This is a genomic window from Pseudomonas sp. 5C2 (genome assembly GCF_034314155.1).
GTDB lineage: Bacteria > Pseudomonadota > Gammaproteobacteria > Pseudomonadales > Pseudomonadaceae > Aquipseudomonas.
Genome location: NZ_JAVIWH010000003.1, coordinates 1,210,829 through 1,231,805, shown reverse-complemented (window position 1 = coordinate 1,231,805; position 20,977 = coordinate 1,210,829). Strand labels below are relative to the sequence as shown.

The 20,977-nt window shown below is 57.5% G+C and carries 20 protein-coding genes, 1 tRNA gene and 1 pseudogene; 14 read left to right on the top strand and 8 right to left on the bottom strand.

Annotated elements, in window-relative coordinates:
- Positions 1 to 139: 139 nt before the first annotated feature.
- Positions 140 to 1,582 carry an NADP-dependent succinate-semialdehyde dehydrogenase gene (gene gabD / locus RGU44_RS20455; RefSeq protein WP_322177253.1) on the bottom strand — a complete coding sequence of 481 codons (1,443 nt, stop codon included), beginning with the start codon at positions 1,580 to 1,582 and terminating at the stop codon, positions 140 to 142.
- Positions 1,583 to 1,934: 352 nt separating this feature from the next.
- Here gabD and RGU44_RS20450 point away from each other — a divergent pair.
- Together RGU44_RS20450 and RGU44_RS20445 are read left to right on the top strand one after the other, a co-directional pair.
- Positions 1,935 to 2,011: transfer RNA gene (locus RGU44_RS20450), tRNA-Arg, on the top strand.
- A 263-nt stretch (positions 2,012 to 2,274) separates the two neighbouring features.
- Positions 2,275 to 3,555: a bifunctional O-acetylhomoserine aminocarboxypropyltransferase/cysteine synthase gene (locus tag RGU44_RS20445; protein WP_322177252.1), complete on the top strand. Its 1,281-nt coding sequence runs from the start codon at positions 2,275 to 2,277 to the stop codon at positions 3,553 to 3,555.
- 117 nt (positions 3,556 to 3,672) lie between these two features.
- On the opposite strand, the gene RGU44_RS20440 is transcribed toward RGU44_RS20445, so the two are convergent.
- Genes RGU44_RS20440 through RGU44_RS20425 form a run of 4 tightly spaced genes read right to left on the bottom strand, consistent with a single transcriptional unit; the run spans position 3,673 to position 5,672 of the window.
- Positions 3,673 to 3,861: a DUF2892 domain-containing protein gene (locus tag RGU44_RS20440; protein ID WP_322177251.1), complete on the bottom strand. Its 189-nt coding sequence runs from the start codon at positions 3,859 to 3,861 to the stop codon at positions 3,673 to 3,675.
- 13 nt (positions 3,862 to 3,874) lie between these two features.
- Positions 3,875 to 4,294, bottom strand: coding sequence for a DUF6691 family protein (locus tag RGU44_RS20435; RefSeq protein WP_322218836.1), 420 nt, complete (start codon positions 4,292 to 4,294; stop codon positions 3,875 to 3,877).
- 2 nt (positions 4,295 to 4,296) lie between these two features.
- Complete coding sequence (locus RGU44_RS20430; protein WP_322177249.1) at positions 4,297 to 4,767, bottom strand: YeeE/YedE family protein; 471 nt, start codon at positions 4,765 to 4,767, stop codon at positions 4,297 to 4,299.
- Between the two features lie 20 nt (positions 4,768 to 4,787).
- Positions 4,788 to 5,672 (bottom strand): MBL fold metallo-hydrolase, encoded by an 885-nt coding sequence (locus RGU44_RS20425; protein WP_322218834.1) that lies wholly within the window; start codon positions 5,670 to 5,672, stop codon positions 4,788 to 4,790.
- Between the two features lie 98 nt (positions 5,673 to 5,770).
- Here RGU44_RS20425 and RGU44_RS20420 point away from each other — a divergent pair.
- The 6 genes and pseudogenes from RGU44_RS20420 to RGU44_RS20400 all read left to right on the top strand — a co-directional run.
- Positions 5,771 to 6,004, top strand: a pseudogene (locus RGU44_RS20420) (AAA family ATPase); the annotation flags it as partial.
- Positions 6,005 to 6,115: 111 nt separating this feature from the next.
- Entirely contained in the window at positions 6,116 to 6,313 is a 198-nt protein-coding gene (cydP, locus tag RGU44_RS25185) for a cytochrome oxidase putative small subunit CydP (RefSeq protein WP_330201613.1), read from the top strand.
- The gene (locus RGU44_RS20415; protein ID WP_322218832.1) at positions 6,310 to 7,896 is read left to right on the top strand and encodes a cytochrome ubiquinol oxidase subunit I; all 1,587 of its coding nucleotides are present in this window, start codon (positions 6,310 to 6,312) and stop codon (positions 7,894 to 7,896) included. Before cydP ends, RGU44_RS20415 begins: the two co-directional genes overlap by 4 nt.
- Positions 7,897 to 7,906: 10 nt before the next feature.
- Positions 7,907 to 9,049: a cytochrome d ubiquinol oxidase subunit II gene (gene cydB / locus RGU44_RS20410; protein ID WP_322218829.1), complete on the top strand. Its 1,143-nt coding sequence runs from the start codon at positions 7,907 to 7,909 to the stop codon at positions 9,047 to 9,049.
- A 12-nt stretch (positions 9,050 to 9,061) separates the two neighbouring features.
- Positions 9,062 to 9,178: a cytochrome bd-I oxidase subunit CydX gene (gene cydX / locus RGU44_RS20405; RefSeq protein ID WP_219063702.1), complete on the top strand. Its 117-nt coding sequence runs from the start codon at positions 9,062 to 9,064 to the stop codon at positions 9,176 to 9,178.
- Positions 9,168 to 9,455: a cyd operon YbgE family protein gene (locus RGU44_RS20400; protein WP_322177244.1), complete on the top strand. Its 288-nt coding sequence runs from the start codon at positions 9,168 to 9,170 to the stop codon at positions 9,453 to 9,455. Before cydX ends, RGU44_RS20400 begins: the two co-directional genes overlap by 11 nt.
- Before the next feature lie 115 nt (positions 9,456 to 9,570).
- Here RGU44_RS20400 and RGU44_RS20395 read toward each other — a convergent pair whose 3' ends face one another.
- The gene (locus RGU44_RS20395) at positions 9,571 to 10,524 is read right to left on the bottom strand and encodes a threonine dehydratase (RefSeq protein WP_322177243.1); all 954 of its coding nucleotides are present in this window, start codon (positions 10,522 to 10,524) and stop codon (positions 9,571 to 9,573) included.
- A gap of 88 nt (positions 10,525 to 10,612) precedes the next feature.
- On the opposite strand from RGU44_RS20395, the gene RGU44_RS20390 reads away from it, so the two are divergent.
- Together RGU44_RS20390 and RGU44_RS20385 are read left to right on the top strand one after the other, a co-directional pair.
- Positions 10,613 to 12,001, top strand: coding sequence for a PLP-dependent aminotransferase family protein (locus tag RGU44_RS20390; RefSeq protein WP_322218826.1), 1,389 nt, complete (start codon positions 10,613 to 10,615; stop codon positions 11,999 to 12,001).
- A 52-nt stretch (positions 12,002 to 12,053) separates the two neighbouring features.
- Positions 12,054 to 12,338 (top strand): hypothetical protein, encoded by a 285-nt coding sequence (locus RGU44_RS20385; RefSeq protein WP_257604449.1) that lies wholly within the window; start codon positions 12,054 to 12,056, stop codon positions 12,336 to 12,338.
- A gap of 121 nt (positions 12,339 to 12,459) precedes the next feature.
- Here the strand turns inward: RGU44_RS20385 and RGU44_RS20380 are convergent, their stop codons facing one another.
- Positions 12,460 to 13,953, bottom strand: a complete 1,494-nt coding sequence (locus tag RGU44_RS20380; RefSeq protein ID WP_322218823.1) for a YdgA family protein — start codon at positions 13,951 to 13,953, stop codon at positions 12,460 to 12,462.
- A gap of 112 nt (positions 13,954 to 14,065) precedes the next feature.
- Here RGU44_RS20380 and RGU44_RS20375 point away from each other — a divergent pair, with 112 nt between their 5' ends.
- The 4 genes from RGU44_RS20375 (at position 14,066) to RGU44_RS20360 (ending at position 18,968) form a co-directional block, all read left to right on the top strand.
- Entirely contained in the window at positions 14,066 to 14,752 is a 687-nt protein-coding gene (locus tag RGU44_RS20375; RefSeq protein ID WP_322177240.1) for an HAD-IA family hydrolase, read from the top strand.
- 337 nt (positions 14,753 to 15,089) lie between these two features.
- Positions 15,090 to 16,580, top strand: a complete 1,491-nt coding sequence (locus RGU44_RS20370) for an OmpA family protein (RefSeq protein WP_322218820.1) — start codon at positions 15,090 to 15,092, stop codon at positions 16,578 to 16,580.
- A 22-nt stretch (positions 16,581 to 16,602) separates the two neighbouring features.
- Complete coding sequence (locus tag RGU44_RS20365) at positions 16,603 to 18,135, top strand: hypothetical protein (RefSeq protein ID WP_322218817.1); 1,533 nt, start codon at positions 16,603 to 16,605, stop codon at positions 18,133 to 18,135.
- Positions 18,135 to 18,968 carry a hypothetical protein gene (locus RGU44_RS20360; protein WP_322177237.1) on the top strand — a complete coding sequence of 278 codons (834 nt, stop codon included), beginning with the start codon at positions 18,135 to 18,137 and terminating at the stop codon, positions 18,966 to 18,968. Before RGU44_RS20365 ends, RGU44_RS20360 begins: the two co-directional genes overlap by 1 nt.
- 349 nt (positions 18,969 to 19,317) lie before the next feature.
- Here RGU44_RS20360 and RGU44_RS20355 read toward each other — a convergent pair whose 3' ends face one another.
- Positions 19,318 to 20,811, bottom strand: a complete 1,494-nt coding sequence (locus RGU44_RS20355; protein WP_322177236.1) for a TolC family protein — start codon at positions 20,809 to 20,811, stop codon at positions 19,318 to 19,320.
- Between the last annotated feature and the right edge of the window lie 166 nt (positions 20,812 to 20,977).

The window sequence follows — 20,977 nt, the reverse complement described above, 5'->3', positions numbered from 1 at the left end:
ATGTCCTCATTCACCGCTCATCGGGCGGCGTAGTTCAAGGATTAAGCAGTCGGGTGGCAGTTGCAGCAGCATACGATGATCGACTGCTGCAACGTTCCAACTACAGGTGGAATTACGTGTCGCTACTGTGCTGACAGAATTAGATGCCCAGGCACAGGTACTTGATTTCCAGATAATCTTCGATGCCGTACTTCGAGCCTTCACGGCCCAGACCCGACGCCTTGATCCCGCCAAACGGCGCGACTTCGTTGGAGATCAGGCCTGTGTTAACGCCAACCATGCCGTATTCCAGTGCCTCGGAAACACGGAATACGCGGCTAAGGTCGCGGGCGTAGAAGTACGACGCCAGACCGAATTCGGTGTCATTAGCCATCGCGATCACTTCGTCTTCATCTTTGAAGCGGAACAGCGGAGCCAGCGGACCGAAGGTTTCTTCCTTGGAGACAGCCGCATCTTTAGACACGTTGACCAGAATGGTCGGCTCGAAGAAGTTACCTTCCATGCTGTTGCCGCCAGCCAGTACGGTCGCGCCTTTGCTGATGGCGTCAGCGATATGTTCCTTGACCTTGGCCACGGCTTTTCCGTCGATCAACGGGCCGGTAGTGGTGCCGACTTCCAGGCCATTACCGATCTTGAGCTTGGACACCGCGACTTTCAGCTTCTCGGCGAACGCGTCATAGACTGCGTCCTGCACGTACAAGCGGTTGGCGCAAACGCAAGTCTGACCGTTGTTACGGTACTTGGAGATGATCGCACCTTCGACCGCCTTATCCAGATCGGCGTCGTCGAACACGATGAAGGGCGCGTTGCCGCCCAATTCCAGGGACACTTTCTTGATGTCCTTGGCGCATTCAGCCATCAGTTGGCGACCGACTTCAGTCGAGCCTGTGAAGGACAATTTACGCACGATAGGGTTACTGGTCAGTTCGCCGCCGATGTCGCCAGCACTGCCGGTGACAACACTGAACACACCATTCGGGATACCCGCGCGGTGCGCCAGCTCAGCCAACGCCAGAGCCGAGAACGGAGTCTGCGAAGCCGGTTTCAGAACCATGGTGCAGCCAGCAGCCAACGCCGGGCCCGCTTTACGGGTAATCATCGCTGCAGGGAAGTTCCACGGCGTAATCGCCGCCGTCACGCCGATTGGCTGCTTGATCACAATCAAACGCTTGTCTGGCTGGTGACCAGGAATCACATCACCGTAGATGCGCTTGGCTTCTTCAGCGAACCACTCGAGAAACGAAGCGGCGTAAACGATTTCGCCCTTGGCTTCAGCCAGCGGCTTGCCCTGTTCCAGGGTCATCAGGCGAGCGAGGTCGTCCTGGTTTTCAATAATCAGTTCAAACCAACGACGCAGCTTGTTCCCACGGTCCTTGGCGGTCAACGCACGCCAGGCCGGCAGCGCCTTGTTAGCAGCTTCGATCGCGCGACGGGTTTCAACAGCACCCATCTTCGGAACAGTCCCGAGGATCTCATTGGTAGCCGGGTTGTTCACCTTGATCGTCTGACCATTGTCCGCATCCAGCCAAACGCCATCGATAAAGGCTTGCTGACGGAACAATTGGGTGTCTTTAAGCTGCATGTCGGTCTCCTAAACAGCACCGCGCACGCGCGGAGCGAATTTTTTTGTTTGTTCAAAGGCGCCTATAAAAGGCTGCCGTCAGGAAATCATTCACCGTACTCAAGCACAAATAGCGCACTGATCGTAGAACGTGCGGTTCAGCACCCAGCCAAAAGCGTTTGAAATCTCAAACGAATCCTAGGGTCTGCGGGGGTAAAGGACAATAGTCTGTTCGAAAAAAAGAACGAAAACGGAGTTTAGCCGATTAGTTTCAGATCAACGTCACGTTCACACCCTGTTACGTGCGAAATCAACAACAGCACTCACCAGCATGGACGCCCGCCAGCCAGATGAGTATCATGGCGCCCGCATTGCACCAGTAGCTCAGCTGGATAGAGTACTGCCCTCCGAAGGCAGTGGTCGTGGGTTCGAATCCCGCCTGGTGCACCAAATAGCTGTTTCTGGCTGTCTCAGACAGTCTACGAAACACCCCAAGAAGCCCGCCCTGTGCGGGCTTTCTTGTTTCTGGCTATCCCTCCCTACCCCTATAACTTCACGCCGTGTATGCCCCCTCGTATGCTTTGCATTCCTTGAACTGGAGACATACACGCAGTGATGCGCACTGAAATCAAGCGCCATTCCCTAACTTGACTACCGCCTTTGCTCAACACATTCTTCGGGGACACCTACAACTCCTGAAGGAACGCGCGAGCATGAAACTGGAAACCATGGCTATCCACGCAGGCTATAGCCCCGACCCGACAACTAAAGCAGTAGCGGTGCCGATCTACCAAACCGCGTCCTACGCGTTCGACGATACCCAGCATGGTGCCGACCTGTTCGACCTGAAAGTCGCAGGCAATATTTACTCGCGCATCATGAACCCTACCAATGACGTGCTTGAAAAGCGCGTTGCAGCCATGGAAGGCGGTGTCGGTGCGTTGGCGGTTGCGTCAGGCATGGCCGCGATTACCTATGCGATCCAGACCGTGGCCGAAGTGGGTGACAATATCGTCTCGGTGGCCAAGCTTTATGGCGGGACTTACAACCTGCTGGCGCATACCCTGCCGCGCTTTGGTATCCAGACGCGTTTCGCTGCCCATGACGACATCGCGGCGCTTGAGGCGCTGATCGACGACAAGACCAAGGCGGTTTTCTGCGAATCCATTGGCAACCCGGCCGGCAATATTATTGACCTTCAGGCACTAGCCGACGCTGCCCACCGGCATGGTGTGCCGCTGATCGTCGATAACACCGTTGCCACGCCAATTCTTTGCCGCCCCTTCGAGCACGGTGCCGACATCATTGTGCACTCGCTGACCAAGTACATCGGCGGACACGGGACCAGCATCGGCGGCATCGTCGTCGACTCCGGCAAATTCCCATGGGCTGACAACAAAGAACGTTTCCCCCTGCTTAACACGCCCGACCCGTCCTACCATGGCGTGACCTACACCGAAGCCTTCGGCCCAGCCGCCTTCATCGGCCGCTGCCGGGTAGTGCCACTGCGCAATACGGGGGCGGCGCTGTCGCCATTCAACGCCTTCCTGATCCTGCAAGGCCTGGAAACGCTTGGGCTGCGCATGGAGCGCCACACAGAAAATGCGCTCAAAGTCGCGCACTATCTCAAGGCTCATGAAAACGTCGCGTGGGTGAAATACGCCGGGTTACCCGACCATCCAGAGCATGCACTTGCTTTGCGTTATACCGCTGGTAAACCCGCATCGATCCTGTCGTTCGGTATCAAGGGCGGACAGGAGGCCGGGGCACGCTTTATCGATGCCTTGAAACTGGTGGTGCGCCTGGTCAACATCGGCGATGCCAAATCACTGGCCTGCCATCCTGCGTCCACCACTCATCGCCAGTTGAACGACGAAGAGCTGGAAAAGGCCGGCGTGCCAAGGGATATGGTCCGACTCTCCATCGGCATCGAACATTGCGATGACATCCTCAGCGACCTCGCCCAAGCTCTGGAGGCTGCGGTTCCCCGGTAACTTTTTGAAGCTGAGGACTGGCGCCTGGCGTCAGTCCCGGAGCTCAAAAAAAAATCCCATCAAAGCGACTTGAGCGATTCAAGGCCTGAAGGGATTCCTTTCACATCGGACGACGCATCAATCACGTTTGCAGGTTTTGATGCCCAGCAGTGAATAGGCTGGGCAAAAGCGGAAGATGCCGGTCGCCAGTGGTACTACGCCAATCCAGCCCCACACGCCAATGACCCCGAATACGGTCAGCCCGATGAGAATAACGCCCAGTGCGATGCGCAGGACGCGGTCGATGGTTCCAACGTTTGCGTTCATGGTGATCTCCCGATCAATGTGCGCGCCGGGCTTCCAGCGCGGTGAATAACAGCATGCCGACCAGCATGGCCAACACGAAAACAAAAGCTTGCCAGTGGGCCGTCAGCAGAAGGACCACTGCCGGTCCCGGGCATATCCCGGCGATGCCCCAACCGATACCGAACAGCAGGCTGCCACCGATCAAGCGCGCATCCAGCTCGCGTTTGACGGGCAGTTGCATCGGCGCACCCAGCAACGATTTCGATTGTTTGCCGGCCCAGTTGAACGGCACGCTCGCCACGGCGATGGCGCCGACCATCACAAGCGCCAGCGACGGATCCCAAGCGCCTGCCAGATCGAGAAATCCCAGCACTTTGCCCGGGTTGGCCATACCGGCGAGCAAGAGGCCGATACCAAATAGCAGGCCAGCAATGAAGGCTGTCAGTTTGCGCATGATTAGCTCCCGAGAAGATGACGCAGGACAAAGACGGTGATGAATCCCGCGAACATGAAGGTGATGGTGGCCGCGATAGAGCGCGGGGAACGCCGGGAAATTCCACACACCCCGTGCCCACTGGTGCAGCCCGAACCGTAGCGGGTGCCGACGCCCACCAGCAAACCGGCCACTGCCAGGCCAAACCAACCGCTTTTGAACGCTATTAGCGGCAAGGCAGCAAACAGTCCCCACACCAGTGGCGCAATCAATAGGCCGAGCAGGAAAAGTGCCTTTTCGCTACGGCCTTCGCTGTCGGGCTGTAGAAGGCTGCCGAGCAGACCGCTGATCCCGGACACCCGTCCATTGGCCAGAACAAACAGGCTGGCGGCCAGCCCGATCAGCGCGCCTCCGGCCAACGAAGTCCAGGGTGTGAAATTTAACCAGTCGATCATCGTTGCGTCCCTCCGGTGCAGCAGGTTGTGTTCGTTCATTTTTCCGCCTGAGCCCATATTCAAATCGCGTTAAGCGGAATTTTCAGATAGCGGACGCCGTTGTCTTCGGGCTCCGGCAGAAGACCGCCGCGCATATTGATCTGCACCGATGGCAAGATGAGGACGGGCATTTCCAGGGTAGCGTCGCGTGCTTCGCGCATCTTGACGAAGGCGTCTTCATCGATGCCGTCGTGTATGTGGATATTGCTGGCGCGTTGTTCCGCGACGGTTGTCAGGTACTTGAGTTCGCGGCCATTGGGCAAGTAGTCGTGGCACATGAACAGATGGGTCTGTGGAGGCAGACTCAGGATCTTTTTTATCGAGCGATACATCGTTCGCGCATCGGCACCAGGAAAATCACACCGCGCAGTGCCGTAGTCCGGCATGAACAGGGTGTCACCTACGAAAGCGATGGTTTCGCCCTCGACTTCGACAACATAGGTCATGCACGCAGGTGTATGCCCCGGCGTGTGCATCGCCCTGGCCCGCAGCGAGCCAATGCTGAAGTGCGCGCAATCATCGAGCAGTACATCGAACTGACTTCCATCACGGGCAAAATCGCTGCCGGCATTGAAGAGCTTGCCGAACACGTCCTGCACAACGGTTATCAGGCTACCAATGGCGATTTTTCCGCCGAGCGTTTTCTTCAGGTAGGCCGCAGCGGAAATATGATCGGCGTGCACATGGGTTTCCAGTATCCACTCTACCGATGCGCCCAACTCACGAACCCGCGCGATCAATTGGTCGGCCGAATCGGTATGGGTACGTCCTGACTTGGGGTCGTAATCCAGCACGCTGTCGATCAGCGCACATTGCTTCGTCGCACGGTCCAGCACCAGATAACTGACCGTCCACGTATGGCTGTCGAAGAACGCTTCTACCTGCAGTTGGTCACCGATGATCACAGCTGCTCTCCTGATAGTTGGGTGACACGCGACTGGCGACCTGTATTCATCTTAATCAGCATGCCAATCTTCTATTATCTGAACAAACTTACAACCAACTGTTTTTATTGAGTTTTCATACGCCAACCCAAGGACAGCACGAGTGGGTGTCGTATCTCGAACACGAAAAACAGTCGACCATCATTCTGGATACCGACTACAACATCATAGCTGCCAACGTGGCTTATCAGCGTTAGTTCGGTACCCAATACTGTCGTGTATCACACCCGTTCTCGGTTCCCTACGATCAGGCCGACGAGCATTGCCCGGTGCGGACAGCTCATGCGTCTCGCGGCCTGGGTGTGACGTTCCGTCACTCCCGTTGCAGTTGAAAATATTGATCCAGATCAATATTAGCCACCGTCGCCGTCAGGACAATTCCGCCATCCCTGCGAGTACCCGTCATGCCAGGCCCCTTCGATTTTCTAAAAAAACCATTAATGAAGGAAATTGGCCTGATATTGCTTATCAAGCTCGTCTTGTTGTTGGGGATCCGAAGCATCTGGTTCAGCGCTCCGGTTGAGGTCATGGATGACGGCGTCAAAGTAGGCCAACACATGCTTGGCCCCCCTCCCGCACTTCCTGAGAAGAACCCCCAATGATCTCGGAATCAGTCGTCGACTTATCTCGACTGCAATTCGCTATGACGGCGCTGTATCACTTTCTGTTCGTCCCTCTGACCCTGGGCTTGACCTTCCTCCTGGCCATCATGGAGTCGGTTTATGTGATGACCGGCAAGCAGGTCTACAAGGACATGACCCGGTTCTGGGGCAAGCTGTTCGGCATCAACTTCGCCTTGGGTGTCACCACCGGCCTGACCATGGAGTTCCAGTTCGGGACTAACTGGGCGTACTACAGCCATTACGTCGGCGACATTTTCGGCGCCCCGTTGGCGATTGAAGGCTTGATGGCGTTCTTTCTGGAATCGACCTTCATCGGCCTGTTCTTTTTTGGCTGGGATCGTCTGACCAAAGTCCAGCATCTGGGGGTTACCTGGCTGGTGGCCATCGGTTCGAACATGTCGGCATTGTGGATCTTGATCGCCAACGGCTGGATGCAAAACCCGGTCGGCGCAGAGTTCAACTTCACCACTATGCGGATGGAACTGACCAGTTTCAGCGCCTTGCTGTTCAACCCCGTGGCACAGGTCAAGTTCGTCCACACCGTTGCGTCCGGTTACGTGACCGGCGCGATTTTTGTCTTGGCTATTTCAAGCTGGTACCTGCTCAAGGGCCGCGATATAGGGTTCGCGCGGCGCTCCTTTGCCATTGCATCGGCTTTCGGCATGGCGTCGATTTTTTCGGTGATCATTCTGGGCGACGAGTCCGGGTATGAAATCGGCGATGTTCAAAAAACCAAGCTCGCGGCAATCGAGGCCGAGTGGGATACCGAGTCCGCACCTGCAGCCTTTACCCTGTTCGGGCTGCCGAATCAGGCCGAGCAACGTACCGACTACGCGGTAAAAATCCCTTATGTCATGGGGATTATTGCCACGCGCTCGCTGGACACGAAGGTGACAGGCATCAAGGACCTGGTTGCCCAGCATCAGGTACGGATTCGCAATGGCATGGTTGCTTATGATCTGCTTCAGCAACTGCGCGCCGGGGATAAAAGCGAACAGACGGTCTCTGCCTTCAATGCGGTGAAAAAGGACCTGGGCTACGGTCTGCTGCTCAAGAAATACACGAACAAGGTGGTCGATGCCAGCGACCAACAAGTCAAGCAGGCCGCGCTGGACTCTATCCCGGGCGTGGCTTCGATTTTCTGGACCTTTCGCCTGATGGTGCTCAGCGGTTTCCTGATGCTGGCCCTGTTCGTCTGTGCGTTCTGGGCGTCTACCCGCAAGAACGAAATGAGCAAACCCTGGCTGCTCAGGTGGGCCCTGTTCAGCCTGCCACTGCCGTGGGTTGCCACGCAGACCGGCTGGTTTGTCGCGGAGCACGGTCGTCAGCCTTGGTCCGTCGGTGAAATACTCCCGACCCATCTGTCTGCTTCAAGCGTGTCGACCGGTGATGTCTGGGGTTCTCTGCTGGCGCTGATCGCGTTCTATAGCGTGCTGTTGGTGATCGAGATGTACCTGATGATCAAGTTCGCCCGACTCGGGCCGAGCAGTCTGCACACCGGTCGTTATCACCTGGAACGCGAGGCAACACCCGCCAACGCCACACAGCCGACCTTGGTCTGAGGAGCAAATGATGTTCGACTATGAAAGCCTCAAACTGATTTGGTGGGTACTGGTTGGCGTCTTGCTGATCGGCTTCGCCTTGACTGATGGTTTCGACCTCGGAGCCGCCGCGCTGATGCCCTTCGTCGGCCGCAACGATAACGAACGACGCGTGGTGATCAACACCATCGCGCCGCATTGGGATGGCAACCAGGTTTGGCTGATTACCGCCGGCGGGGCGTTGTTCGCCGCCTGGCCATTGGTGTATGCCGCCGCGTTTTCGGGCTTCTACTGGGCCCTGCTGCTGGTACTGTTCGCCTTATTCGTTCGCCCCGTAGGCTTCGATTATCGGAGCAAACTGAGCAACACCCGCTGGCGGCAAAGCTGGGACTGGGGCCTGTTCGTTGGCGGCGTGGTGCCTTCGCTGGTATTCGGTGTGGCGTTCGGCAACCTGCTCCTGGGCGTGCCCTTCCAGTTTGACGATACCCTGCGCTCCAGCTACCACGGCAGCTTCTGGCAACTGCTCAGCCCATTCGGGCTGCTCGCTGGCGTCGTCAGCTTGAGCATGCTCTGCCTGCACGGCGGCACATGGTTGATGATGCGTACAGAGGGTGACATCGCCCGGCGTTCTCGCAGCGCTGCTCAACTGTTCGCGGCGGTTTATCTGCTCACCTTCATCGGTGCCGGAGTCTGGCTCTTGCTGGGCGGCATTGAAGGTCAAACCATCACCTCAGCCTTCGATCCCGGCATAGCCTTGAATCCGCTGAGCAAAACCGTGGCCGCGAGTAATCCGGGCTGGATGGTGAACTACGGGAAATACCCACTAACCATCATTGCGCCGGTCTTGGGGATAGTCGGCGCGCTGCTGGCCCTGCTCTCGGCCAGCGGAGGTCACAGTCGCTGCGCGTTCCTGGGCAGCAGCCTGGCCATCGTTGGCACCCTCTGCACAGCCGGTTTCGCCCTGTTCCCGTTTGTCATGCCGTCGAGTATCGACCCTGCCTCCAGCCTGACCGTGTGGGATGCTGTTTCCAGCCGCATGACACTCAATATCATGCTGGTTGCGGCAGCGATTTTCGTGCCACTGATCCTCTGCTATACCCTTTGGTGCTACGCCAAAATGTGGGGCAAAGTGACCACCAAACACATCGACGCCAACACTCACAGCCTTTACTGAGGAGCACACACTATGTGGTATTTCGCCTGGATCCTCGGTGTCTTATTGGCCTGTAGCTTCGGCATCATCAACGTCATGTGGCTCGAGGCCACCGACACGCTGGACAAGGAGCCAGCGGGTGACCTCTGAAGCAACACCGCGGTTGCGACGCGCCAGCAGCAGGGTCTTGTCCCTGCTGCTGGCCGTTCCGTTGAGCCTGATTCTACTGATCCACCCCATCACCATCCTCAACGCCCAAGGGCACTACAACCACAACCTGCTGATGCTGGTCATGTGGGGCGTGGCTGCGGGGTACGTGCACGGCGTGGGCTTCGACCCGCATGCACGCGTGTGGCAAGTGGTGTTTCATCCGCTGGTAGCCTGGGGTCTGATGACCTTGGGCTATGCAGTGATGTGGGTGCATTAGGGCATGTCTGAAGCCCGTACCGGGCTTATTCGCAGACAAGTCAGCTCCCACAGATGATGTTCTATTTCAGAGGGTTATTGGTAGGCGCAAGAAGACGTAATCCAACACTGAAAACTCACCCCCCAAGCACCCGCGCATAAACCTGCCGATCAATATTCGCCCCACTCAAAATCACCGCCACTTTGGCACCTTGTTGGCGCTCACGCTCTTTGATCAGCGCCGCCAGGCCCGCAGCTCCGGCGCCTTCGGCGGTGTTGTGGGTGTCTTCGTGGAAGATCCGGATCGCGCTGGCGATTTCGTCGTCATTAACCCGGACGATTCGCGCTGCGCCTCGGCGGATGATGTCGAATGCTTGCGGCAATGGCAGGCGACAGGCCATGCCGTCGGCGAAGGTGTTGGCGGTTTCGGTGGTGATGATTCGGCCTTGTTCGACGCTCTGCGCAAAGGCGTCGGCGTGTTCGGATACGACACCGACGATTTCGGTTTTCAGGCCCAGTAAGTTGCGAGTCTGGATCAGGCCGCATATGCCGGAACCCATACCGATGGGGACGTAGACCGTCTGCAGACCCTGCACCGCCTCCAGCAATTCCAGCGCGTAGGTCGCGACACCTAAAATAAGGTCAGGATGAAACGCCGGGACACTCTCGTAGCCCTGCATTTCGGCTTGGCGCGCGGCTTCTATCCGCGCCTCGTCGAAGTCTTGCCCGTACTCGATAAGTTGCGCGCCCATGGCCCGCATCGCGGCATTTTTTTCCTGCGAATTGCCGAGGGGCACAACGATGATAATCGGCAGCCCTGCGTTGCGTGCGGCCGTTGCAAGGCTCTGCCCATGATTGCCTCGGGTGGCAGTCACCAGCCCGGTAACGTCAGGTTTGCGCTTGAGCAATCCCTGTACGTACAGCAGGCCACCACGAATTTTGAAGGCGCCGGTCGGTGCGTGGTTTTCGTGTTTGACCCAGACCTCACAACCCAGACGCTCGGCCAAGCGCGGCCATGCGTATTGGGGGGTAGGCGGAACCAGTGGGCGAATGGTTTGCGCGGCGTGGCGTAACGAGGCGAGGTCAAACATCAGGTCACCGGGTTGTGGGTGGGTTTGACCTGATCTTAGGGCCGGGGCATTGTATGGGTTAAACCTTATATTGCATGAGCAACAATAAATGTGGACGCCGACGCTCAACGACAGTGCGCAGCCGAAGTACCTGGCCTTGGTTGAAGCGATCACGCGCGCGATAGAAAGCGGCGAGTTAAAAGTCGGCGAGCGGCTGCCACCGCAACGACGTCTCGCCTGGAACCTGGGCCTGAACCCAAGTACGACGATGCAGGCCTATCGTGAGGCCGCGCGGCGGCATTTGGTTTCGGGTGAAGTGGGGCGCGGCACTTACGTATTGGCCGGGAGCAAAGAGGCGACGTTGTTCCGGCTCAAGCAACCAAGCGAACGCCCTGCCCTGATTGATCTTTGCACCAATGTGCCGGTGACCGATGAGGACAGTCAGGACGAAGTCTTGGCGCTCTCTACGCTGATCAATAACGGACAAGCACAGCGCCTGCAACGCTACCTCACGGCTGACGACCTGGCAGTTGGCCGGGCTCAGGGTGCCGCCTGGCTGCACGCCCGGGGCCTGAACGTGCCCACAGAAAACATCATGCTGTGCAACGGCGCCCAGCAGGGGTTGTTCACGGCGTTGCTGTCGCTGTGTCAGCCCGGCGAGCCGGTCATCGTGGAAGCCTTCACTGCGCCAGGGATCAAAGCGGCCTGCCGCCAATTGCGCTTGCCCATGCATGGCGTTGCGCTTGATCGATGCGGCATCCTCCCTGACGAACTCGACCGGATGGCGCGGGCCACCGGGGCAAAAATCGTCGTGCTGACGCCCACGCTACAGAACCCGACGTCAACGATCATGTCGCCCCAGCGGCAATTCGAGATCGCGGAAGTCGCAAGACAGCATGACCTGCTGATTATCGAAGATGATGTCTATGGCGCGCTGACCTCCTCACCTCCACTGACGCGACTGTTGGGCAAGCATGGCCTGTTGGTGACAAGTCTGTCGAAAACGGTCGCGCCCGGTTTACGGGTTGGCTGGATCACGGCCGAACCGTCCGTGCTTGAACGTATCGACCCCCACGCGCAGGCCACGCACTGGGGCGTTTCACCGCTCTGCCTGAGTATCGCCTGCCAATGGATCAACGATGGAACCGCACAACGTCGTCTGGCGTGGCAGACCGAAGAAACCACCCAGCGCTGGCGCTTGGCAAAAAAGACACTCGGCGCGGCGTTGTATCAGGCACAAAGCCCGTCTCCTCACATTTGGGTCACCAGCTCACTGCCCTCCATGAAGCTGGCCGAGGCCTGCCGTGCAGCACAGGTCGACGTGGTGCCTGCTGAGGTTTTCGCAGTCAAGGAACACGATACCCATGCCGTACGCATCAGCCTGTGTGCAGCCAGCAATCGAGCACAATTGAAGATCGCATTGGAGCGGGTGGCGCAGATTGTTGGGACCAACGGTACGTTGCAAATTGAGCAAGACGGATCTACTTTTAATAGATAAATCCGTCTTGTTTTTACTCCTGTACCGCAATCACTGCGAAGGAGATTTACCGATGGTTACTCACTACAGGCTCGCCGGGCACATCGCCTGCGGCCGCCACGGCGACAACATCATCTCCACCACTGAGCTTGGACGTGTGAAGTGTCGCAACTGCCGTAACACCGATGCCTTCAAAGAGGCGAGGAAAACCGTGCGAAACGCAGCACGCAGAGCTGCGAGGAAAGCGAGGACTGCTCATGCATCGAGCGACTGGCGTGCCTCTTGGCAACAGCGGCTCACGGATATGCCCGGACCGCAGCGACTCCCTCGAGGGTTTCATGGTCAGCCCTTCGTCTAACCCTATGGAATGGCATACATCGGAGCGCTGATCTCGTCGGCATCGCTGACAGTAAACATGCAGAAAAAGGGCGAGTTTATTTTCGATAAATAAACTCGCCCCTCTTTGCTGACTCGGTGACTTACTGATCCGTTGTGCTCAGCCCGCCAAGTCTGCTCGTCACCATGCTGAAGAACTGCTGCACGGTCATTTTCTGGCCGTTGAAGTCAACGATGTCGTTGGCATAGTGAAGGTCCGAGACAACGTTCTCGCCCTCGACCTTGGCCAACTGGGTCATCACCGCCATGCCGCTGACCATGTCGCTCGCGCCCTGCGCCTGTTCAGCGATCGCTTTGGGGTCGGTCAGACCGTTGAGGCTCGCTTGCAGACTGGCGACATCCTTGATCATGGGTTGAGACAGCAGCAATTTGGCGTTCAGTTCGCCGATCATTTTTCTGCCCACTTCTGCAGGCGGTTGATCGAGCGGCCCGGGATTTTTCAGGTCCACCGCAAGGCTGAAGTGGCTTTCGCCGTTGGCGGTCTTGAGCGATATTTTTTCCAGTTCGATGTGCGGCTTGGCGTTCAGCAGCTTCGCCAGGTCGGCATTCATTTTTGCCTGATCGGCATCGCTCAGCTTCAACTTGAACGGTATACCGGCCTGCGCGGCAGCCTGTTGTTGAGGCTGGACTTTCTCCTGGAAGAAATGGAGCAGTGCTTGTGTAGACGCTACGTCGAAGTTGCCGAACTTCCACAGCATCTGCGAGGCGCCAATGTCCTTGCCGTTGTAGTTGATCATGCCGATGTCGTAGGTCACTTGAGCCGACAGGTTACTGTCTGCCTCTTGCATCAAGCTGGTGTTCACAAAGTCTTTGAACAGCACCGGAGGCTTGTCCCCGATCTGGAACAACGCGCTGGCCACTTTGAGGTTGCTATGCCCAAGATAGAAACCCGAGGCGCCTTTGGTGCCACCGGTGTCGAAGGTCACGCCGTGGAGTTCAACACTCACAGGGCCCTGTTCCGAGGCTACGTTGAGTTGCAGGTTGTCCATATTCCCGGTGATCTTGAGCTTCTCTGCATCGGCACTGGCCGCCACAGCGAGGTCGAGGCCGGAGAACTTGAACATGCCGTCTTTGTCATTGATATCCAATGGCAGCAATTGCAGGGTGCCTTCGGTAGCGCGGTCGTAGCCGATGCTCGCACTGCCTTTGAGCGGCGCGGCACCATTAGTCATGGCAAACCACTTTTCGGAAAAAGCGTTTTTCTCGATTTCATAATTGCTGGAAGCCATGACCGGCAGCAGCTTCAACGACCTCAGTCGCGAAAAAGGCAACGGGCCGTGCTCAATGTTATCCACGAACAACAGCTCGATCTTTTCGTTGTTTTTGCCCAGGCTTTTGCTTTGAACATTCACACGATAGTGCGCCGTGCTGGTGAACAGATGGCGCTCGAGCGACACCAGCTCGACGCTCATGCTGTCGTCGGTTCCGCTAAAAGACGACTTGAACTGTCGGTTGGCGTTGTCGATCGAATCGCGCAAAACACCATCCAGTTGAGTCCCGGTGTACCACGCCCCAGCGGTGCCCAGTGCCGCCACCGCAATGACGACGCCTACTGCAACGTTTGCTGATTTGCTCATCTTCCGCCCCACTTCGCTGTCCATAATCGACCGAGATTATCATCCGCCGCTAGCCACGGTCTTCCCTCAGACGGTAGGCTGATGTTCGAATTTGAAAACGGGATCAAACGAGATGAGTGAGCAACGCACCGTTTTTGGCCCGATCAAGGCCGTTATTTTCGATATGGATGGCTTGTTGTTGGATACCGAGGGTATCTACACCGAAGTCACTCATATTATTGCCAGTCGTTACGGTCGGACGTTTGACTGGACGATCAAGCAGAACACCATCGGCCGTGGGGCGCGGGATTTCGCCGGTTACGTGATCGGCGCGCTGGAGTTGCCGCTGTCCATCGATGAGTTTCTGACCACTCGCGAACCCATGCTGGATGAGCGCTTCCCACGTTCACCCGCAATGCCAGGCGCCGAGGCATTGGTCCGGCATTTGGCCGCGCACAATATCCCCATCGCCGTGGGCACCAGCTCGTCGATCCACTACTTCAAGGCCAAAACCACCCTGCATCGGGCATGGTTCGAGCTGTTCGACACCGTGGTAACGGCTGACGACTCGGAAGTGGGCGCCGCCAAACCCGCACCGGATATCTTCCTGGTCGCCGCCCGCCGCCTGGGCGTTGCCCCAAAGGACTGCCTGGTGTTCGAAGACTCGCCCTTCGGCGTGACGGCCGCCAAGGCTGCGGGCATGTCCGCCGTGGCCGTGCCGGACGCCCATATGCCAATCGAGCAATACGTTCACGCCGATCTGCGCCTTGAGTCGCTGTTGGATTTCCCGCTTGAAGCATGGGGGTTGCCGGCGTTCTGATGCGCAGCCCCTTGCGTCTGCGAGCGTCTGCGGCCACCCCTCGAACGTGTTTCTGGCAGGCATCGATTGCGGGGCAACTTCGTTGCCCCGGCTTCAATGAAAGTGGTCGCCGACTGTTTTATTGACATCGAAATGCTACTACTATCCCCCGACATTTTGTAACACCCGTCAAAGCACGCACTCTCGGATGCGACGCCAGCCTGATTAACCGTCGGATCGCCCACTCTGGCATGGTGGCGTTCGTTGTGTAATGACACGGGATAGCAACGCGTTTTGCGTGATATGGCACACCGACAAGTCTGTCAGGTGCCAAGGACAAAAAAGGAATCAGCAAGGGATGTTGAACTCAAGGAATGTGCGCCCGACAGCACTGGCTATGGCCATTGCTCTCGGTGTAACCGGTTGCGCCAGCGTCGATAACCAATTGGGCGGAATGGATAAGACCTCAGCATGCGTGGCTGGCGGCATGTTGGGTGCCGTGCTGGGCGCGGGTGTGGCGGTTGCCCTGGGCAAGAACGCCGCGGGCGGTGCGATTGCCGGTGCCGCTGTCGGATGCGGTGCAACGTTGGCGTATCAGGCACGCGTCAAGCGTCTGCAGGCGATTGCCACCGAGGAAGGCATGAGCATGCAGATCAAGGAGCTTGCAACGGCCCAGGCTCCCACTCCAGGTAAAAGCGCCCCCCAATTGCAACCCGTGGGCATAGAGGCGCAGGTGCAGGACAGTGCAATGTTTGCCACCGGCTCTGCCGTGCTGACCGCCAATGGGGAACGTCAGTTGCGCAAGATGGCTGCGGTACTTGCGGAAGGCCAGAGCGGAACACAAACGGCGCCGAAGAAAATCCTGGTAGTGGGCCATACCGACTCCACCGGCAACGCCGAGCTCAACCAGCGACTCTCGGAACAACGTGCCCGCGCCGTGAGCACAATCCTCGCCCAGGCCGGTTTGCAGCCCGCAGACATCTATTACCAGGGTGCCGGTGCCTCGCGACCTGTGGCGGCCAACATCACGACCGAAGGTCGGGCGCAAAACCGTCGAGTGGAATTGACCCAGGTCGATAACCAGCAACTGTTGGTTGCCCGCGTACGCGCCGAGCGCAACAACCCCAAATACCTGGAACACGGCACCCGGACCAGCCCGGCGGCAACAGCTGCCAGTGCACCGGTCAAAACACCGACCCTGAGCAAAGCCGACAAAGCCGAGTCCTCGCCCGCGACAGCCCAACCTGCGCCTTCCACAGGCATTCCGGTTCAGGGCAAAGGTGGTATCGATTTTGGCGGCCATCAGGTCGTCAGTATGGAGTCGGCACTGGCGCGCGGTATCGAGCCCAAGAAATCGGTATTCAGCGTTATCTCTCCGGCCTACGCCTCGGCTCCGGTAGGTTCCTGCGTCGCCGATATGCCACGTATGGCGGGCGAAGTAAAAAACCTGGCCACTGATCGAGCGCTGGTGGATATCGCCACCACTGACTACCTGCCTGGGATGAACGGTCGCCCTTGGGGCCAGGCCATCAACGGGCATGTCGCCTTGGTCGGGCCAGTCGCCATTCTCAAAGAAGATGCGACGGTGGCAGTACAGCCGTTCATGCAATTCATCCCTGACTACAAGACTTCAAAAAAGCAGTCGGAAAAGATTCAGTCGATTGCCAATACCTTCGACGGTGAAACCAAGGTGCTGTACCGGGTTTTCGCAGTCGATGCATCGAAGTCGCCGGTGTCCTGCATGGACATCGTGTTCGACAAAAGAACAGGCGCCGCGACAGCCGGGGAACTGTTCTATCCAAAACAAGGCGAGGCTTTCGTCGCTGAATTCGAGCCGGTTCGTCGCTAACCAGATGAAATAGGGAAATAACATGCTGCAGACAATTCAGGCGTTCTTCATCGCCTACTGGTACATCGTTGTGCCTCTCCTGGCGACGCTCTTTCTCATGATTCCGGTGGTCATCTACTGGAACAAAGTGCGTTACGGCTTAATGCTGGCCCGGCACAACGTCCCGCTGTTCGGGAAGATCAAACATTGGGTCAATCATCCGGGCGAACAGAACCCGAAAACCCACTTCCTCGACGCCGAAACCCAGCTGTGCAGCGCCTACTACCACTACTACGAGGGCCATGTAAAAAATGGTCAGTTCTTTCAGAAGTGCGAAGACTATCTGATGAAAGTCAGCGAGGATCACCGCATCGAAAAAAGCATGTGGCTGTGGATGCTGGTGATCATGCTGATGGTGATCGAAGCCTCTGCGTTCGGTTACGCGTTGTCGCCATACGCCATGACACTCGCCACGCCCAACACCGCGCTGGCGGGTGCGTTTGGTATTGGTCTGGTCATTTCGATCATCGCCTTGCTGCTGTCTGAGCTGACCGGTCGCCAGTTGTACCTGAACCACATGGTCGGCCAGATCATGGCCTACGCCACCATGCGCAAGAAAGGTGAGGAAGGCGACTTCATCAAAAAAGACCGGCTTAATATCGACAAGACCTACGATGATAATGACCGCCCGGCGTACCAGCAGATGCTCAACCGCATCAAGGTCAACTACAGCAAGCAAACGCCAGCCAAGTCCTTCGGCATCACTGTCGCCTATGGCGTTTTCATCCTGATTCTGGCGGTTGCAGCCTTCTGGGTGCGGGCTGAAACTCTGCAGGCCCAAGAGGCCGAGTTGATCGCCAACCCTCCGGCCATCAGTGCTTCGGCCGATGACTTCCCGTCCTCGAATGACTTCCCGATCACCGACGACATGAAGTCGCTGGGCAACGATTCGAAAACCAAAAGCGCTCAGGACCAGATTGATTCGATGCACCGCGCGTCGATGATCACTTTCGGCGTGCTCAGCGCACTGTTCGTGTTCATTCAGTTCACCAGCACTTACCTGGCGTACTCCCGAGGTTTTGTTGGCAGCAAATCGAAAGAGGCCTGGGAGCAGACCGTCGGTTTTGCCAACGCCGATGAATATGTGGCCTATCACCGCCGCCTCGCAAGCTCCATTGCGGTTGACGCACAACAGGCACTGAGCACGCTGCAAGCGCTGCTGTCGGCCCAGTTCCATATCTCTGGCACTGATCACAGCGAGAAGGAATCGAACAAACACGCGCGGACCTTTGAGCGCTTCATCGAAAACAAAAGGTCCGAAAATCTGTCGGCCATCCCTGACCCCATCGCGGCCGAAACACGGCAAGCCGCTGTGGTGACCTCCGCGGTCGATGTCACGCCAGAACCCATTGCACACGTCTCCACCAAGACGGCCGGTTTCGACCCGCACGCCTGGGGCAAGCTGACCGGCTATGAGGAGGAAGACCTAGCCTATGTCGCGGGCAAAAAAGGCGTGGACGAAACGCTGATCCGCCGTGCTTACAAACTCCAGATGCTGGACGAGCAGGAAAGCTGATGATGATCAAAACACTGATCGCTGTGCTGGCCTTTGTCCCGCTAATAGCATGGGGCGCTGAGCGCAACGACGTGCCCAGCTGCTATGAGCAAAGCAAGTTGACCGAGTTCAAGGCGCCCTCTTCGGGGCGCTTGTTGACGGTTATCATCGACCAGACCACGCCGCTGACCAAGGAGCTGCAGCAAACCGCCTGGAGCCACATCAAGCGGTTCATTCAGCCTGGGGACAAGCTGCGGCTTTACAGCTTCAGCGCCTACCTGGAAGGGCACTACACCCGACTGCAATTCTCCGGAACCCTGGAAAATCCGTTGCAAGACAGTGTCATTGGCGATGTGCCGATGATGCCTGCGCGCAAACTGGGCAACTGTCTGAAAGCTCAACCGCAGGTGCTCTGGCAGAACTTCGGCAAGGCATTCGCAGCGACCATGGGCACCTCCAGCACGGACATTCCGCGCAGTGAGATCCTGTTCAGCTTGCGGGAAATTTCCGCCGATTTGCGCAACGCCAAAGACGCCAACGAACAGGTCATTTTCTTGATGTCCGACATGCTCGAATACAGCGACTTCGGCAGTTTCTATGCGGCTAATCGGATACGCGATATCAACCCCGCAGCCGAGCTGGCCAAGGTCGAAAAGCAGAATTTGTTTGCCGACTTCGCGGGAGCCCGCGTCTATGTTCACGGTGCTGCGTTCGTCCCTCAAGACAACAAGAACGGCTACCGCTCCGGCAAACTGATCCAGAACTTGCAAAGCTTCTGGACGGGTTACTTCGAACGCTCGCATGCCGAACTCAAAGGCTTCGGTACACCCGAGCTGACTGCGGTCGTGGAATAGTTACAACAGGCTGCAACGGCTAATGATGAATGGCCGTTGCGCCGACCTTGTTGCACTTTCCTGCCCCGATTTCGGTCAAAAAATAGAACGCTGCGAGCATCGAAAAAACCACACCCCTCGCACTACTCCTTCGCATCGCCCGGAAAAAAATCGCTAATCCTATGATCAGTATGATTTTTCCGGACTATCAATATCAGCGATGACCACGTCGGTACAAACCGTGTGAGCTAACACCTTATGCAGGTTCTTTCAGCCCGGCTTTTGCCGGGCTTAATTTTGGGCGATGGAAAAGCGCAGCGTTCAAACGCGCCGACAGAGCGCCTGTCAGGCGACGTCGAACGCATCCCACTCATGGCGTCGAGATCTTACCCTGCGCCCAGCCGTCTTCACGCGTAGCCAACGCGCTGGCAATGGATTTTATTTCCGTCGATTCCAACGTCACTGGCAGCGGATCAAGGCCGGCACTGGCGAAGATTTGCCCATAGGCGTTGCGCAAGTCAGCGTAGGACAAGTCACGGCGCAAATCGGCTTGCAGAGTATTGAGTTCACCCTGAATCAAATCGAGTTCGCCAATGCTGTTGGCCTTATAGCGATTGCGCAGTTGGCCGACAATCTGCCCGTCGAGTTTCGACAATTGCTGGCTGGTCTTGAACTGACGCAGGGCCTCTTGGTAATTGGCGTTGGCAACATACAACTGCGCCAGAATCGCAATCGACATGGCCTGCCGACGAGCTGAAGCCACGGATTCCCCTGCCTTGGCAACGTTGATGGCGGCGGGCGCCGAAATCACGTTGAACAGGTTCCAGGTCACCTTGACGCCGTAATCAGCCCAGCTCTGGTTGACCAGAAAGGAGTTGCTGTCGTAATGCCCGCCAGCAGAGAACTCAAGCCCCGGCAACATGCGCAGCATGGCTTTACGGGTTTCTGCAGCGCTGATGCGCGTCTGATAATCCTGTTCGCGCAGTTCAGGACGGCTGGCCAAGGCCTCGTCCTCCAAACGAGAAAGGCCCACTTTCAGCACGGGGACCTCGTAATCACTTTGCGCTGCCAGCTTCAGATCGGAACCCAATGGCAGATTGATCAGGGTTGCGAGCTCGGTTTTGGCCAAGGATAAAGCGCGGCGCTGGTCTTCCAGTTGCCGGGTCGCTTCGATCAGGGCGCGCTGATAACTCAGGGCCTGAACCGGGTCACCCACGCGCTGGTCGCTCATGGCCTCGCTGTTGGTCTGGGCCTTTTCGACGCGCGCCATCAGACTGTCGATTTGCGTGAGCAACCGTTCAGCAGCCAGAGCACGCCAGTAAGCAGAGCGCACGTCCTGGACGATAGTGTTAACCACCTTGCGCCGACGCTCCTGCACGATCAGGCGCTGATCGCCCTGTTGCTTGGCACTGATGTAGCTGACACCAAAATCGAGCACGTTCCAGACCATGGTCAAGTCGGCAACCCGGCGGTCGCGGTCCTGGGAGGTCGAGGGTTCCAACGACTGGGTTCCGGTCTGGATACTTTGGCTGCTGGAGGCTCCGACGTTATTACGCCCGGCGTAACCGGCACTCATCGCCATGCGTGGCAGCATGTCAAAGCTGGCCAGATCGACCTGACGCTGAGCCATGGCCTCTTCCATGACTTTAAGGCGGGCTTCGAGGTTATATTTCACCGCGCGAGCCATCGCCTCATGCAAGGTCAGCGGACCATTGAGCGGCTCCTGATCCTTGTACATATCGACCAGATCACTCTTGGCGCGCTGCTCGCTTTCACTTCGATCGATCGGCTTACTGGTGACCGCACAACCACTCACAATCAACGCCAGCAAGCTGACGCTGAACAACTTCTGAGCCTTATTCATCCCTAACCCCTAGTACGGCAAACAGCTTCTTTATAGTCAGGCCTGCGCTTCACTCGCGCCGATCTGCACAAGCGCCAACGTCAATTCGCGAATCTGGCGTTGCTCGTTTTCTTTGAGTTGATGCAATTGCTGGCTCAGTGTCGGCGCGCCAAAAATTCCGCGCACC

Coding starts and splice junctions, on each gene's coding strand:
- RGU44_RS20360 (WP_322177237.1), top strand. CDS start 18,135: ATGATGATCAAAACACTGATCGCTGTGCTGGCCTTTGTCCCGCTAATA.
- RGU44_RS20380 (WP_322218823.1), bottom strand. CDS start 13,953: ATGAGCAAATCAGCAAACGTTGCAGTAGGCGTCGTCATTGCGGTGGCG.
- cydX (WP_219063702.1), top strand. CDS start 9,062: ATGTGGTATTTCGCCTGGATCCTCGGTGTCTTATTGGCCTGTAGCTTC.
- RGU44_RS20375 (WP_322177240.1), top strand. CDS start 14,066: ATGAGTGAGCAACGCACCGTTTTTGGCCCGATCAAGGCCGTTATTTTC.
- RGU44_RS20365 (WP_322218817.1), top strand. CDS start 16,603: ATGCTGCAGACAATTCAGGCGTTCTTCATCGCCTACTGGTACATCGTT.
- RGU44_RS20435 (WP_322218836.1), bottom strand. CDS start 4,294: ATGCGCAAACTGACAGCCTTCATTGCTGGCCTGCTATTTGGTATCGGC.
- cydP (WP_330201613.1), top strand. CDS start 6,116: ATGCCAGGCCCCTTCGATTTTCTAAAAAAACCATTAATGAAGGAAATT.
- RGU44_RS20430 (WP_322177249.1), bottom strand. CDS start 4,767: ATGAACGAACACAACCTGCTGCACCGGAGGGACGCAACGATGATCGAC.
- RGU44_RS20385 (WP_257604449.1), top strand. CDS start 12,054: ATGGTTACTCACTACAGGCTCGCCGGGCACATCGCCTGCGGCCGCCAC.
- RGU44_RS20445 (WP_322177252.1), top strand. CDS start 2,275: ATGAAACTGGAAACCATGGCTATCCACGCAGGCTATAGCCCCGACCCG.
- RGU44_RS20355 (WP_322177236.1), bottom strand. CDS start 20,811: ATGAATAAGGCTCAGAAGTTGTTCAGCGTCAGCTTGCTGGCGTTGATT.
- cydB (WP_322218829.1), top strand. CDS start 7,907: ATGTTCGACTATGAAAGCCTCAAACTGATTTGGTGGGTACTGGTTGGC.
- gabD (WP_322177253.1), bottom strand. CDS start 1,582: ATGCAGCTTAAAGACACCCAATTGTTCCGTCAGCAAGCCTTTATCGAT.
- RGU44_RS20395 (WP_322177243.1), bottom strand. CDS start 10,524: ATGTTTGACCTCGCCTCGTTACGCCACGCCGCGCAAACCATTCGCCCA.
- RGU44_RS20370 (WP_322218820.1), top strand. CDS start 15,090: ATGTTGAACTCAAGGAATGTGCGCCCGACAGCACTGGCTATGGCCATT.
- RGU44_RS20415 (WP_322218832.1), top strand. CDS start 6,310: ATGATCTCGGAATCAGTCGTCGACTTATCTCGACTGCAATTCGCTATG.
- RGU44_RS20440 (WP_322177251.1), bottom strand. CDS start 3,861: ATGAACGCAAACGTTGGAACCATCGACCGCGTCCTGCGCATCGCACTG.
- RGU44_RS20390 (WP_322218826.1), top strand. CDS start 10,613: ATGTGGACGCCGACGCTCAACGACAGTGCGCAGCCGAAGTACCTGGCC.